This window comes from Dysgonomonas sp. ZJ709 (genome assembly GCF_011039195.1).
Lineage (GTDB): Bacteria > Bacteroidota > Bacteroidia > Bacteroidales > Dysgonomonadaceae > Dysgonomonas.
Genome location: NZ_JAAKEM010000002.1, coordinates 1 through 14379, shown reverse-complemented (window position 1 = coordinate 14379; position 14379 = coordinate 1). Strand labels below are relative to the sequence as shown.

General features: G+C 37.5%; 6 protein-coding genes. 1 reads left to right on the top strand and 5 read right to left on the bottom strand.

Annotated elements, in window-relative coordinates:
• Positions 1-61: 61 nt before the first annotated feature.
• The 4 genes from G7Y56_RS02330 to G7Y56_RS02315 all read right to left on the bottom strand — a co-directional run bounded on the left by G7Y56_RS02330 (position 62) and on the right by G7Y56_RS02315 (position 9178).
• Positions 62-2266, bottom strand: a complete 2205-nt coding sequence (locus G7Y56_RS02330; RefSeq protein WP_165040757.1) for an alpha-galactosidase — start codon at positions 2264-2266, stop codon at positions 62-64.
• A 99-nt stretch (positions 2267-2365) separates the two neighbouring features.
• Positions 2366-4474, bottom strand: coding sequence for a hypothetical protein (locus G7Y56_RS02325; protein WP_255498617.1), 2109 nt, complete (start codon positions 4472-4474; stop codon positions 2366-2368).
• Between the two features lie 31 nt (positions 4475-4505).
• Complete coding sequence (locus G7Y56_RS02320) at positions 4506-6077, bottom strand: RagB/SusD family nutrient uptake outer membrane protein (protein ID WP_165040755.1); 1572 nt, start codon at positions 6075-6077, stop codon at positions 4506-4508.
• A 38-nt stretch (positions 6078-6115) separates the two neighbouring features.
• Complete coding sequence (locus G7Y56_RS02315) at positions 6116-9178, bottom strand: TonB-dependent receptor (protein ID WP_165040753.1); 3063 nt, start codon at positions 9176-9178, stop codon at positions 6116-6118.
• A 464-nt stretch (positions 9179-9642) separates the two neighbouring features.
• Between G7Y56_RS02315 and G7Y56_RS02310 the strand changes: the two genes are divergently transcribed.
• Positions 9643-13620 (top strand): hybrid sensor histidine kinase/response regulator transcription factor, encoded by a 3978-nt coding sequence (locus G7Y56_RS02310; protein WP_165040751.1) that lies wholly within the window; start codon positions 9643-9645, stop codon positions 13618-13620.
• Positions 13621-13622: 2 nt separating this feature from the next.
• Here the strand turns inward: G7Y56_RS02310 and G7Y56_RS02305 are convergent, their stop codons facing one another.
• Entirely contained in the window at positions 13623-14210 is a 588-nt protein-coding gene (locus G7Y56_RS02305) for a hypothetical protein (protein ID WP_255498625.1), read from the bottom strand.
• Positions 14211-14379: the final 169 nt, after the last annotated feature.

Sequence of the window (14379 nt, the reverse complement as noted above, 5' to 3'; positions counted from 1 at the left end):
GATCCGGATAAAATAATAAGTCCTGTTACCCTCTAAGGAAGACAACAGGAACTTTTCTTACTTATTCTTCGGTAAGAAGTAAAACACTACTATCGAAAGGGTTTCCTATATCAAGGGTTATACCGGCTTTCATAAGATAGTCACCCGAAAATACCTGCCCGTTTCCATAGAACGAACCATTTCCCGATTTTATATTCAGTTCGGTTATCTTATAGTTCTTCTCCGGATCAAGCCCTTTCATTTTTGTTTCAAAATAAGTTGTACGCCCATGATATCGAAGGCTGTATGCAAACAAGACAGACTGTTTCTTATCCTTCGACACATACATATGTGATGTCCACCCGTTTTTATCATAGGGAGATATCAATCTGTATAAATCGCCAAGCTGTACAATGGGTCTTATGTCTTTATAGTTCTTAATGGCATTAATAGCAAAACCGTACTCATCACTTGGTATATCTTTGGGTTGAAGCTCCATTCCTAAACGCCCCGACATAGCCACATCGAACCTAAATTTAAGCGGAGTTATCATTTGGGTCTGATGATTGGGACTCGTGGACACATGAGATGCTGTAGCTATAGCAGGAAAGAATATATTCGTTCCGTATTGGATAAATATACGATCCAAAGCATTCGTATTGTCACTAGCCCAAAATTCATCGTGATATTTCAATGCACCGAATTCTACACGGCCACCGCCCGATGAACAAAGTTGTATCTGAATATCAGGATATTTCGCTCTGATACGTTCATAAACACTGTACAATCCTTTTACATACTCGTACCAGAAATGTGTTTGTTCATCGGCAGGCAGATAATCTGATCCGACATTATCGACGTGCCTGTTTGCATCCCATTTTATATAACTGATATTTGGTGACAGAGATACAACCTCGTCGAATGTATTGAATACGAGATCCTGAACCTTAGGATTACTCAAGTCTAATAACCACTGATTGCGCATAGGCAATATATCCCGCTTCCCGCTCTTAACTATCCATTCAGGATGTTTCTTAGCCAATTCACTATCGGGATTTACCATCTCGGGTTCGATCCATATACCGAATTTCAACCCTTTGCTAACAGCATAATCAGCAAGATAGCTGATACCTCTAGGCAATTTTTTCTTATTTGTTTGCCAATCGCCAAGTCCTGCATTATCACCATTGCGGGGATATTTATTGCCGAACCAGCCATCATCAAGTACAAACATTTCGACTCCAAACTTAGCTGCATTATCTATCATATCGGTTAGTGTTTTTTCATCGAAAGAAAAGTAAGCACCTTCCCAACTATTAAGAATTATAGGACGAAGCCTGTCTCCTTGATTAAGTGCATATTTCCGTGACCAATCATGATAATTCCTTGATATCTGTTCTTTTCCATTGGCACTATACGTCAAGACCATTTCGGGTGTTTCAAGTTTTTGATTCGGGTTCAGACAGAAAGTCGAAGCAAATGGATTCATTCCTGCTACAATACCAAGTTTGCCGGTTTCATCGAGTTCGAAAGATAGCTTGTAGTTGCCCGACCATGCTAACGAACCGCCATATACTTCACCTGAATCTTCATTGGCAGGACCATTCAGGGAGAGCAAAAACGAAGGGTTTTCGGCTTGAGTTGCCCTAACACCTTTTTTAGATTCTATAACTTTAATTCCATGCGTCAATTCTTCCTCTTCCATCTGCATCTCATGAGCCCATGTGCCATTAAAATGTGTGAGATAATACGATCCGGCATGAACAGGAATATATGAAGATGCGATATTCTCTACTTTTATATCTTTATTCTCTTTATTCAGAATTATTACCGACTGACAAATAATATTCTCTTTTTTGTAAGCAACGAAGCGGACATCTACAAAAACAGGGTACAACTTATCTTTCAGGCTAATCACTGTCTCGGTACGGTTATCGTCCAACACCTTCGTTTCGGTTGTCACATATACTAGTTCTGTGGTAAGAACCCCATCATCGTGAGTTAACTTCAATGCCGGATTCAGATAATAGCGTCCACCGTATGCCGGATACAGTTGTGATGCAAAATCATCGTTAGTATCAGGTTGACCCTTCGACTTCTTATCTAGAAAAGAGGATGTACCATTCAGTTTGTTACCCCAATACTGGAAAATAACTTTCCCGTTAGGAGTTGCTGTGAAAATCATAGACAAGTCTTTTGTTCCTACTTCTATAATTTTCTTTTCCTGACTAAATACATTTATCGCCGTCAGAAACACTAAGAGAACACTTAATATTAAAGTTTTCATTTTCAATAATAGTTAATAAGAGAGTGATTCTCTTTTTATTTTCAATTTATAATTAATTACCGTAAAACCGGCTATTCCATAAAAATAAAATATCGTAGCCTATTTACTGATTCTATATACTCTAACATCCTGAGGGGGAACGGAGTATTGAAGGGTATTATTATTTATAGAAACAGGAGATGAAGTCCATAGCTCTTTTACTTGCATCTTATTATTATGCTTCAAATTAACTCTGTCCAGATTTAAGCTTCTTTGCATATCTGCTGTCTTGTCAAAGTTAAAGATAGCTATATACATATATTCTTTTGTATCAAGTGTATATAATGTTTCTGCTTTTCCGGCACCGGCCGCCATATAGCCTTCTATTGGGTAGAATGATTTCCCTATACGTGCTATATCGTTTATATCAGCGTTAGTAGCAACCGATTTTGCCCTCTCCCTTGCTACACCGTCTGACGGCACTTTTCCTTTTGTGCTGAAATTGTCGCCTAACATATATAAACCTGTAATCACAGCAGATGTTATACGTGCCCTGTTTGCTCCTTCTTTATAGTCTGCGGCTTCCTGCGGTTTATATAGTAATATGTGATCGGAATCGTTAAACGGATAAACACGGTCGAGCCACCATCCGAACGAAAGGCTGTTGAGCATATAGCCTGTTGTGCCCCATTCCCCTTCAGTCATAGCACCCCATGCATCGCAACTGATCCTTTTTGACGAGCCATATTGAGAAGGGAATGTCGGAGCTATGGACAATGCCATAAACATATTCTCACCACACAGATCGGAAAGGTATTTCATCCCCTCATTGTAGGCCTGTACACCCGTTGTAACATCGGGGTTGTAGAATGAATCCGCTTCAAGCGTTCCGTTATTTATAAAATCGAGTTTTACATAGGTATATCCTAACTTTTTAAATTTGTTGATGTAATAATCCATACGCTGTTTTGTAGCGGGATGAGTAGGATCTACCCCCAGTGATTCCACTTTACGGGGTTTTCCGTTAGCATATAAGTAAATATCTTTATACTTGTAGGCTCCATTAGTACCTTCAACCTCTGCCTCCGCATTGCCGTGCCAGTCGGAGAAGGGACACCAATAAATCCCTGCCTTTTGCCCGTTGGCTTTACAGTGTTCTACAAAAAGGCCTAATTGTTCTTCTGTGAAATTATCCCAGAATGAATCCAAACCAATATATGTCGTATTATCGTTTTCGAAACTATGCGGTTGTAATTCTTTTTTTATGAAATCGGATACATCTATCGCTCCTTCATAATTTACTTTCTCGGCTAATGCAGCCCAGCTGTTCCAACCAAACGGAGTACCACTATTCCACTTGCGAGGTGGGGCGATCAGCGCATTCGCATCGCCAAACTCTTCCAAACCTTTGCGCCAGTCGCTAAAGATTCCGAATAGTATCTTAGGCGATTTGAGGCTTTTACCTTTTATGCTACCATGTTCTTTCGATGGCCTGTCGGGTTTCTCGCTGATATCTCTTGTCAGTTCGTGTACCACTCCACCAAAACATTCTAGTTTAGTAATATATTTATTGTCTTCGCCTTTATAGCGGACACCTGTTTTCCATGTGTCGTGTTCTACTGATCCTACGATCAAACCTTTGCGTTCTTTTCCATTAAAAATGGCTGTAACTTCGAATGATATGTCCTCACCTGTCAGAGGTGACGACAAGTAGTGTACAAAATTGTCGTTATCGAACGGAACACGTAGCATACGGTTGCTATCTTCCGCCGGAAGAAATGAATTTTTAGTTGTGGTATATATCGGAGCTATATAATTACTCGAAATAGCTGTTGCCGATTTCAAAAAAACTTCCGTCAAAAAATAATCTCTGCCCGAATAAAAATAATAAACTTGCTCTATATCTGGTTTTCCTTCCAGACCTGTATAGCTGATAGTGTACTTCTTGCCAGACCCAAAGACATCGGAAACAGATTCTTGCTTGATGGCTACATTATTATAATCGGTGCTTTGTATATAATCATCCTGATTTTTAGCTTTTGCATATACTCCCGCCAATACGGTTTCTCCATTATAGATATAGTCTACCATTTTGCTTGCATCGTTGTAAACTATTTTCCATTTACCGTAACTGATCTCTTTACCATTAGCTACAGGAGCAGCCCATGCCGAAAGGCACAGGCAACTCATGTAAGTAAATATGATCAGATGTTTAAATCTGTTTTTCATCATTGGTTCTTTTATGTTTTATTGAAGACGATTATTTAGTATATCCGGGATTTTGATGCTCAGGACCTATATCGTCATTATTTTTAATTTCAGTATCAGGTATAGGGTAACGCATATTGTACTCTTGAATAGTCCCTTCTTGTTTTGCCCAACGGTTACGTTCTTTCACCAAATTTACAAATGTTCCGGTACGAATCAAATCCATACGACGCCAACCTTCGAAACAAAGTTCGCGAAAACGCTCATCCATAATTTTCTCACGAAATTGTGCCTGCGACATACTGCCCCATCTCTTGTCGGCAGGAAGAGAACCGCCCCATGCACGGGTACGTATTCTATTATTTACAAGCGATATGGCATCTGCTGTATTCCCCAATTCATTTAAACATTCGGCTTGTAACAGAAGAATATCTGCTAAGCGAATAACTGCGAAATTTTTACCTGAGTTCCACATATTTCCTATTGTTCCATTATCCTGATCGGTACGAGGGTCTTCAAATTTCTTTATATGAGGTTCAAGCTCATCGGTAGTGCCGGTCCACTCCGTTTTCGATAAATCCGGGGTTACTCCATGATACGTAAAATCGTAACGGATACTGGCTTCTTTTCTAAGATCGCCATCTTCCCAAATACCACCTTGCGCTACAGTGCGGTAAGCAAATGGAGTAGGCACAAGAAAGTCGTATCCTGAAAAATGACACCTTTGTGAAAACCAAGCATCTACGGCTCTCGATCCGCAATCGAATTGCCAGTAATTACAATCGGGCCAGATATTGTTAAATTGCAATTCGAATATAGATTCTACAGAATTAGGTTTATCATAAGCATAAAGGTCTTCAAAATTAGCTACCAAATCGTAACGACCTATCATTTTGTCAAAGCACTCTTTTGCTAAAGAGAAATCACGGAGACCTGTTTCAACGGGAGCATACATATATGCCTTACCAAGCATTGCCAATGCTGCGCCTGATGTAGCACGTTTAGGATCATCCCATTTGTCGGGAAGGTTGGTAGATGCTATTTTAAAATCATTGATAATAAATGCCCATACATCTTTCAATGGCTGGCGTGCAAGACCAAGTTCTTTTTCCCGGTTTTTATCTTTAATAGGAATTTCACCCCAATACATACTTAATTCCAGCATCAGCATACCTCGGATAAAACTCGCTTCACCTAATAGTTGAGTCGCTTTTTCCGACTTATCTCCTAATTGCTCAAGACCATAAACAGCCAATGCTGCCGAACTTGCAGCCGGCCATCGGTTTTCCCAAATTGCAGCCACCTGAGTAGATGTAGCATCCAACAATCCATTGTATTTATCCATTCCGGCTTGCGAACCTGAAGATATTAATTGAAAATTACCTTGTTGACTTTCGTCTAAACCTAAATTGACCATCAGTCCATTACGTCCTTCTTTGCACCCACGGTATTTGGTATATAAGCCCTGTATGAGTAATTCTATGTTTTCGAGACTTGAAACAACTTCTTCTTCCGACAAACTGCTTTTGGACTCTTGATCCAAGAAGTCTGAACAGGAGGTCGTATTTATTGCAAAAGCAAATACTAATGCATATATTATAAATTTGAATTTTATACTTCTCATTGTTAATCGTATTAAATAATTAAATAATTCTGAATAGCTTAGAAACTTACATTGAGACCAAATACATACATTTTTGTAGGAGGATACCAATCGCCTGTTTCAGGGTCATAACCTTTATAATTAGTTATACAGAATAGATTCGAACCTGTTGTGTATACGCGCAGATTACTTAATTTCAATTTGCTCACTATATTAGCAGGCAGAGTATATGCTAAAGTTAAGGCCGACATTCTCAAGAAAGATGCCTTCTGAACACTAAAATCCATCTGGCTTGCATTATAATGGTTATAATCAAAACCAGTCAATACGCGAGGGAATTTAGCATCTTTATTCTCAGTACTCCATCTGTCGAGTAAATCAAGAGAAGCTGCACTGCTGCCAACACTGGTAATTAAAGATTCGTAATAAGGACTTAGTTTTCTAGCACCCTGAGAATAGTTAAAAACAGCATTCAAAGCAATACCTTTCCACTCGAAGTCAGTAGCAAAACCGCCATAAAATTTCGGGTCGGTAGAGCCTATTACCACACGGTCATTTTGATCTATCGAATTGTCTCCATTCGTATCCAACGGATATAAATCTCCTGCACCTACGTTGTAGCCATTGAAATTTATCTTACTTAATCCATCTAAGTCGACAGCCTGAGCAATGCCACCTGTCTGCCAGACATAGATCGTATTTCTGGATTCGCCTAAAAATAGGTTACCTTCTTTTTCAATATTACGATTACCATCTACTTTATAAATTACATTATTCTCACCATATAATTGTGTGATCTTATTCTTATCGGCAGATAGGTTAGCAGACAAATTCCATTTAAAATCTTTTGTCTCGATAACACTTGCACTTATTGTGAATTCAACACCCTTGTTTTCGATTGCTCCGATATTTACAAAAGCTTTCTTAAACCCTGATGTAACAGGCAAGGTACGCTCCATTAACAAGTCTTTATTCTTGATAAAAAATGCGTCCGCAGTAAAATGGATGCGATTCTTTAAGAATGCCAGATCGATACCAATATTTAATTGTTTTTGTTTCTCCCACGTAATATCTTCGGTTCCTCTACGGTCGTTAGAAACAAAAGAAACCTGATTATTACTCACATTCGGACTATAGAGGCTACGAAATGCAAAATCATCTATATTCTGATTACCCACTATTCCATAACCAACCCTCAATTTTAATTGATCGAGAGCTGTCTGATCTTTCATAAATGATTCTTCAGCAATATTCCATGCTCCCGAGAATGAAGGGAAAACACCCCACTGATGTCCTTCAGCAAATTTGGAAGAACCATCATATCTGGCAGTCGCAGTCAAATAATACCTATTATCATAGCTATAGTTAGCTCGTATAAGGTACGACATCAAAGTAGCAGTTGTGAAATTAGAACCAATCTCTCTTTCTGCTTTTTTATAAGAACTGCCTAAGTTGTGATAATTTATATAATCTGTTCCGAAACCCTTTCCATTCGCTTCGGTATAATCATAGTCAGTGCGAGTACTACTTGTACCGAGTATACCGTTAAATTTATGTTTTCCGATAGAAGTATCGTAAGAAACTGTATTATCCCATTGCCACATAGTACGCGATTCACGTTTATGCTTTGCTTCTCCATCCAATGAATAACGGATAGATTCATATATGTTTTTAGGCGTATATTTAAATTCTTTATGTTCAGAATAATCCAAAGAGAATGAAGTTCTGATATTCAATCCCTGTATCGGGTTTATATTCACGTAATTTGCTGTAAGAATACGATTTCTGACACGATCGTTATCAACTGTCAAAGAGCGGATAGGATTAAAATTATTCTGATCGAATATACCTTGATAGTTCAATGTTTCTATGTTTTCGTCGATAGCCAACATCGGATTGGCATTACGTGCCCTATTCATCACTCCATCATCTACCAATTGATCTTTTGTACGTGAAAATGAAGTATTAGTACCCACCTTCAGCCAAGGCTTAATATTTTGCTCTGCATTAATACGGCCGGTATATTTACTTTGACCCGATTTTTTCATCAAACCTTTCTGATCTGAATAACCGAAACTCAAATAATATGTTCCTTTGTCGGAACCACCGGAAAAACTTAAAGCATGATTCTGGTAAGTACCTGTACGGGTTACCTGATCGAGCCAGTCATAATTATCATTATTTTTATATGCTTCAAATTCATAATCGGCAAATACCCTGTTAGAACCCATCACTACATCATTGATATATTGATTTACATTTCCATTAGGATTGGTTACCGAATATCCATTCACATAAGCATCTTTTCTTAACTCGAATAATTGTCGTGTATCCATCGTCTTGGGAACTTTGGCAAAATTCTGAACGCCAAACCATGTGTCATAATTTACTCTACCCTCACCATTTCTTCCTCTTTTGGTAGTAATCAAAACCACGCCATTAGCTCCACGAGAACCATACAGTGCAGTAGCAGAAGCATCTTTCAATATTTCGACAGAAGCTACATCATCCACATTCACTGCATTAAATCCCGAAGCATAATTATCCACCACCAAACCATCTACTACATAAATAGGGTCTGTTGATGTATTTATAGTATTTATACCACGAATCTTGATAGATGCATCATCTCCCGGACGAGTACCATTTGAAATCAATACTCCGGCTACACGTCCCTGAAGTGCCTGATTAATTGTAGTAACCGGTTTCTCGGTCAGTACAGCGGAATTTACACTACTGACTGCCCCTGTCAGATCGCTCTTTTTCATCACGGCACCGACTATAACCACATCGTCCATCTCAAAATTCTGAGGTGTAAGACTAATATTGAGTACAGGCCCCACTGCTCTTACTTCTCTGGTTTCGTAACCTAGGAATGAAACTGTCAATGTTTGATTTTGTGCAACTGAAATAGAATATTTACCATCGACATCAGACAGTGTACCTGTGGTTGTACCTTTTACCACAACAGATGCTCCTATTATCGATTCTTTTGTCTCTCCATCGGTTATAAGCCCTGTAATAGTTACATTCTGGGCAAAAGCAATGGCTCCCGACAAGCAGAACAGCATCAATATAAATGCCGCCCTCAGTTTGAAATTAATGTTCATACACTTTTTCATAAATTAGTCGTTTGAGGTTTATAGATTTAGGGTGTTAATACTAACCTGCTACTCAGCAACAGGTTAATTCAATTCAAGGTTTAATGCTATTTTCAAGGGGTCTTAAAACGTATTTTTCATGGGTTTTCCATTCGTACCAGATTCTTTTACTCCAATCTTTATTATTAAATGAGACCAGAGCGTAAATTTAGATTTTATATATCCATTAAAAATGTAAGTACTTTCTGAAAACATGTAAAATTTTATTATTTTTCCTATTTTACTTCAATGGCATTAAAAGGTTATGCGACAAATATAATTTTAAGATTCAGTAACAAGAATTACCATCTTTTCAAAAAATAACAAATTTGTCGCAACACTGTATTTTAACTTCAAAATGCGACCTTTGTATTATTTATTACGACATGTGTGATTTATATATTATGTATATTTGTTACTCTACTACCTATAAAGTCGCCTTATCTATGAATCGTATTTTTTTTCTATTCATTTTCTTATTTCTATTCTCTACTTGTACCCTTGCTTCTGATTATTACTTCTCGATAATCGATGGAAAGGCCGGATTATCTCAGAACAACGTTAAATCGATCTGTCAGGACAGCTATGGATTCATGTGGTTTGGTACGCGCAACCGATTAAATCGCTATGATGGAATGTCCTTTAAAGTATTCGATTGCTACGATCAGATAACCAAAAAGGGAAATAACAACATCGGTGCAATATGTGAAGATTCTGATAAGAAACTCTGGGTAGGAACAGATAAAGGTGTCTTTATATTCGATCCGATTACCGAGCGATTTAAGTCGTTCGACATAACTACTGCAAACAAAATAATCATAGACGAATGGGTCGCAGACATTAAGCAGGATCAGAATAATAATATATGGATAGTTGTACCTAATCAGGGTGTATTCAAATATGAAATGCTATCCGGAGAGCTCGTGTTGTACTCTGTAGTAAAAGAACTCAAACCGAGTGTGAGTAATCCCCAATGTATTGCAATAGAAAACAATGGCAGAGTGTGGATCGGCTCCAACGGATCAGGCGTATTCTTGTACGATAATTTGAAAGATACATTTACACAGTATTTAGGTAATGAAAATGGCAGATTGACTTTAGCCGGAAAAAACATTTATACTATCTGTCATAATAATGATAATATAATAATCGGTATACACGAAGAGAAATTGTTGAAACTCGACAAACGAAGAAATATACTGCAAGAGGTAAATGCACCTGAAATCAACAATAAAATAATCAGGCATATCGCAATTTTCAACGATGACGAGATATGGGTCGGAACCCAATCCGGTTTATATATTGTAAACGAAAAATTGCAGAGAGTAGACCATATAATGGAAGATCCGCTTAACAGCCATTCTCTGTCTGACAACTTCGTAGAAAAAATATATAAGGACAGGGAAGGAGGAATATGGCTGGGCACAAACTTTGCCGGTGTTAATTACCTCCCGAACAGGAATAATAAGTTTGAAAAGTATTTTCCCGTTAGCGAGAAAGGTTCTATTAATTCGAAACGAATCCGGGAAATGAAAGAGGATAAAGACGGAAATATCTGGATTGGCACCGAAGACGCTGGCGTATCTATATTCGATCCACAGAAAAAAACATTTAACCCGATAACTAATTTATTTTACAATAGAATACTAGCTCTTTTAGTTCAGGATTCAAAAGTTTGGGTCGGTTTTTTCAAAAACGGATTAGATATAGTTAATCTCCCACAAGATAAAGTGCAGCATTATTCTCTTTCTGATATGGGACTTAATGAAGAAAGTATATATGCATTGTGCGAAGACCGATATGGGAAAATATGGTTAGGCAATGCCTGGGGAGTTTTTTTCGCCGATAAGAGTGACATGAAATTTAAGCATTTGGATGCTTTTGGGTTGTGCTACACTTATGATTTAATGGAAGATTCCGAAGGTTATATCTGGGTTGCTACGATGGGCAGCGGAGTTTTTCAATATGATCAGAAACAAGGAGTTCTTATTCATCATACGGCAAAAGGCGAAAATCATCTGAGTTCCAATTCTGTAAGCGGCATTACAGAAGACCATCTGGGACAAATATGGTTTTCGACCGACAGAGGTGGAATATGTGTATATAATAAAAAAAGCAAGAGTTTTAAAAGCTACTCGATAAAAGACGGGCTGCCTGATGATGTAGCCTACAAAATTCTGGAAGATAAAAATTACGATTTGTGGTTTGGTACAAATCTCGGATTAGTACGATTTAATCCTGAGACCGAGCAAGTAAAAGTTTTTACTCAAAACGAAGGTCTATTGTCTAATCAATTCAATTATAAATCCAGTTTAGTAAGCAGCTCCGGCAAATTGTATTTTGGCTGCATGGAGGGTTTGATCGCTTTCAAACCGGAAGAATTTAAGCAAAATGAATTCATTCCACCAGTATATATAACCAAGTTATCGATATTCAACAAAGAAATAGTCCCTAATGCCGATGGATCTCCTCTGCAGAAAAGTATTATTCATACAGACCGAATAGAACTACCATTCAATCAAGCCAATATCATCCTCGATTTCGTATCGTTGAGCTATACTGCACCTCAAGCAAATATGTATGCGTATAAAATGGAAAATATAGATGCTGACTGGGTATACACAAATAATAATCATAGTGCCTCTTATGCCAAATTACCTCCCGGGAAATATATATTTAAAGTGAAAGGGACTAATAACGACGGACTATGGAGTGGCGGAGAAACATTGCTCGAGATAGAAATACTACCCCCATGGTGGGCATCTAATATTGCATATTTTGTATATCTTGTTTTGTTTATCAGCATTTGTTATTTTGGCTTAAAGATATCGCTGAAAAAATACAGAAAGAGAAGTAATGAGAAACAAAAATTATTTGAGATAGAAAAAGAAAGAGAACTCTATGAGGCAAAAGTAGACTTCTTTACCGATATAGCTCATGAAATAAGAACTCCTGTGACGCTCATCAATGGTCCGTTAGAATCCATCATGGAAATGGATATCACAGACCCTAATATTAAGCGCAACCTAAAAATCATAGAGCAAAATACGAACCATTTACTTCATCTCATCAATCAGCTCCTGGATTTCAGAAAAGTAGATAGCCGAAAATTTTCGTTGAACCTGAGAAGTACAGATATAAACGAACTATTGAAAACTGTTATTTCACGGTTTCAGCAGCAATCGGTTTCTTCTAAGAAGACAATTAAAGTACATCCGTTTCCCGAAGAACACATTTCAGCTATCGCTGACAGGGATTGCTTAGACAAAGTATTAAACAATTTGCTGTCGAACGCCATAAAATATTCTGAGCATCTCATTGAGATATTCCTATCTGAAGACGAAACCTATTTTACAGTAGAAGTTTCGAATGACGGAATTTTAATACCGGAAGAACTGAAGGAGAAAATATTTGAACCTTTCTTTCAGGTAAAATCAGATCGTCGCGAAACATCAGGTTCAGGTATCGGCCTATCTCTGGCTCGTTCTTTAACAGAACTTCATAATGGGTATCTGTTCTATACATCACAATCAGGGCTAAATACCTTTATGCTCAAAGTCCCTCTTCAGCAGGAATTGGCAACAAATGGAACAGATACTATAAATATAGACAGGGCATCCGATTATATTGTAGAAAATGAAACTAACTCTGCAAAGAAGAAACATTTAGAATCAATATTGGTAGTTGAAGACAATACGGATATGTTACAATTTATTGCAGACAAGTTGAAAGAAAATTACGTTGTAGAATGTGCGTCTAATGGACTTCAAGCTCAGGAAATACTGAAACAGAAAAGTATCGACATTGTTATAAGTGATGTTATGATGCCCGAAATGAATGGCTTCGAGTTATGCAATTTTATCAAATCAAATATGGAGTACAGCCATATTATTGTAATACTATTAACTGCAAAAAATGACTTGAACAGTAAAATTAAAGGATTGGAAATCGGTGCTGATGCTTATGTAGAAAAACCTTTCTCGTTCCAGTATTTGCAAACATTGCTCGTATCTCTCATGAATAATAGAAAGCGCGAAATAGAGTTGTTCCTGAAAAAGCCTTTTCTACCTATGCAGCAATCGGGAATCAACAAAGCCGATGAAGAATTTCTGACAAAAATCATATCAATTATAAACGAAAACATTACCGATTCTAATTTCAATGTGGAGAGCCTAGCCGATTTAGTTTATATGAGTCGCTCCAGCCTTCATCGCAAATTGAAAGTAATGATCGACTCTACACCAACTGATTTCATAAGATTAGTGCGTCTACAAAAAGCAGCACAATTGATACAGGAAGGAAAATACAGGATAAATGAGATTTGTTATTTAGTAGGAATTAATTCATCCTCTTATTTTATTAAATTATTCCAAAGCCAGTACGGAATGACTCCAAAAGAATTCGAGAAACAGAATAAAGAATAATCTTATTTTGAGGGCTTACAACTAAATTTGAATCTTATAAAATCTGATTTTTCCTCATTTGCAGTAAGAATATTTGTTTCAAAACAAGGATGATTTACACCATCAGGATGATATTGAGCCTCGAGGCATATTCCACCAAAAGGCACAAAATTCCCCTCTAAAAAATCGCCTGTATAAATTTGAATACCGGGCATGGATGTATATACATCAACAATCCGCCCAGATACTTTTTCCCTGAGCGATGCTATTGGAGTAGCTGTGTCGGGGTCTTTTATGAAATATGCGTTATACCCTTTTAGATTGTCTTTTTTAAGTTGAGCCATTTTACCGATGGGCTTATATTCTCTGAAGTCAAAAGCTGAATTCGTTACCGAACAAATCTTGCCGATGGGTAGAAACTCATCATTCATCTCAAGATATTGCGTTGCATTCACTTGAAGTTCATGATTCAGACTATCATTATTTTGAATGTTAAGGTTGAAGTAGCTGTGATTGGTGAAATTCACAGGTGTTGCTTTATCCGACAAGGCTTTATATTCGATACTCAATTCATTATTGTCAGAGAAAAAATAGTTAACTGACAATTTCAGATTACCGGGATGTATAATATAATTGAAAAGTAGTCCACTTAGTAATTGAAAAGTATACCACTAAGTGTCTCGGATGAGATTGGCTAAAGATATTTATTCTTCATCAGGTTGTAACATTTTTTTAGTTTCTTTAACTCTGTACGACTGTCCATTCATGTTGATAAGGTAT

Bases quoted from the DNA above. Each gene is read 5' to 3' on its own strand.
- G7Y56_RS02330 (WP_165040757.1), bottom strand. From the start codon at position 2,266: ATGAAAACTTTAATATTAAGTGTTCTCTTAGTGTTTCTGACGGCGATA.
- G7Y56_RS02325 (WP_255498617.1), bottom strand. From the start codon at position 4,474: ATGAAAAACAGATTTAAACATCTGATCATATTTACTTACATGAGTTGC.
- G7Y56_RS02320 (WP_165040755.1), bottom strand. From the start codon at position 6,077: ATGAGAAGTATAAAATTCAAATTTATAATATATGCATTAGTATTTGCT.
- G7Y56_RS02315 (WP_165040753.1), bottom strand. From the start codon at position 9,178: ATGAAAAAGTGTATGAACATTAATTTCAAACTGAGGGCGGCATTTATA.
- G7Y56_RS02310 (WP_165040751.1), top strand. From the start codon at position 9,643: ATGAATCGTATTTTTTTTCTATTCATTTTCTTATTTCTATTCTCTACT.